Annotated in this window: 3 protein-coding genes; 1 reads left to right on the top strand and 2 read right to left on the bottom strand. The window is 62.3% G+C overall.

The window, feature by feature from the left end; all coding sequences use genetic code 11:
• Nucleotides 1-90: 90 nt before the first annotated feature.
• Complete coding sequence (locus V4529_17280; protein ID MES2360097.1) at nucleotides 91-372, bottom strand: hypothetical protein; 282 nt, start codon at nucleotides 370-372, stop codon at nucleotides 91-93.
• 546 nt (nucleotides 373-918) lie between these two features.
• On the opposite strand from V4529_17280, the gene V4529_17275 reads away from it, so the two are divergent.
• The gene (locus tag V4529_17275) at nucleotides 919-1,236 is read left to right on the top strand and encodes a helix-turn-helix transcriptional regulator (protein MES2360096.1); all 318 of its coding nucleotides are present in this window, start codon (nucleotides 919-921) and stop codon (nucleotides 1,234-1,236) included.
• A gap of 52 nt (nucleotides 1,237-1,288) precedes the next feature.
• On the opposite strand, the gene V4529_17270 is transcribed toward V4529_17275, so the two are convergent.
• The coding region (locus tag V4529_17270) for a hypothetical protein (protein MES2360095.1) at nucleotides 1,289-1,468 on the bottom strand (180 nt) is incomplete at its 5' end.

Here is a 1,468-nt window from a genome sequence, read left to right as displayed (position 1 = left end):
GCCTCCAGGACGTCGGGCTGCTCCGCCGCCTAGTCCGCGACGGCTGCCCCGTCGCCCTGATCGCCGAGATCGTCACCTAGCGTTTCTTAGTCAACCCACGATCCCCACTTCGGGTTGCCCCGACGGCACAGTCCGTGTCTCCTCGGTTTGAAGCGACACGAGCTGGGCGAGCCGGTCGCGGGCCTGCGCCTGCAACCGCGTGGACCGGGCGACGAAGATGCCTTTGCCGATGAAGTAGATGCCCATGCCGTGGCCGATGATCTGGAACCACGACGTTCCGCCCACGCTGACGGCGGCGTTGTATTGGAGGAGGTAGACACCGGCGGCGACGCAGATGATCGCGGCGGCGTAGTCGAGGAGCGCACCGAACATGGTTCGTCCTTTCGTTGCATCGTGTAAATGTTAGGTCCGTTACCGGATTGACTTGTGTTCACGCTCTTGTCACGTATAGGTTCCCGTAGTTGCCTTTTACGAATGACCCCGTTGTTGACGTTCAGTTTGTCCTCGCTTATCTAGAATCCCTACTAAGCGAGCTAGATGAACGACTTGGACTGCCAATTTCTTCTGGGCCGCTTCGACTGCTTCAAGGCGGACTAGCGGATCCGAAGGATGTTCCGACGGTAGGTCCGGCGGAGCTAACTCGCTTGGCTTGACGCCCAACGCCGGCGCGATCTTCACGATGTAATGCGGCGTCAGCGCCCGCGCTCCGTTCTCTAGCTTCACGATCGTTTCGCGGGCCACCCCGGTCCGGCGGGCGAGTTCCTCCTGTGTGAGCAGCTTTTGTTGCCGCAGCGCTTTCATTCTCGCCGCACCCCACTTGTCTCTTCCTGTCACGTGACGAAGTGTCGTCGGTTTGATTGTTAAGCGGTAGTGACAACCCTTGACACGTGACGTGTCCCGTGACATGGTGGTGTCACCTTGGATGTTGCACGCCACCCTGAGTTCGCGTCGAAGCTCCGCTCCGCCAGGTTGCGGTCGGGGAAATCGCAGGAGCGGATCGCAGCCGAGGTCGGCACGTCGAGGCGGCATTGGATTCGCTGGGAGAAGGGCTTCCATCTCCCGACACCGGAGTTCATGGAACGCATCGGTGAAGCCACCGGCCAGCCCGAAGAGTTCGCTTCCGCAGACGGTGCCAAAGACGACGACGAGGAGGCAGCCAGTATGCGGCCCAACCAGATGCTCGAGCAGCTTTACCTGCAGCTCGGGATGGCGCTCGGGAAAAAGGCCGCGGCGTGATCGCGCATCCGCCGTTCCCGGACCCGGCCCCGGCCGCGGTCGCGTTGCACCGTCACGCGGTCATCGACCAGCCGACCATCTTCAAGGCAGTCGACAGTCTGGGCCGCCATGTGATCTGTGTGATCCCGATGCGCGGACCGCGCCGCTGCAAAGTCGTGAAGGCGAATCCGTGATGGACGGGTCGTTCAGCGTCACCGACAACAACCCCGACGCCGGGCGGCTCACTGCCTCC

The organism is Gemmatimonadota bacterium (assembly GCA_040388625.1).
GTDB lineage: Bacteria > Gemmatimonadota > Gemmatimonadetes > Gemmatimonadales > Gemmatimonadaceae > Fen-1247.
This window is presented reverse-complemented; position numbering and strand designations above follow the sequence as displayed.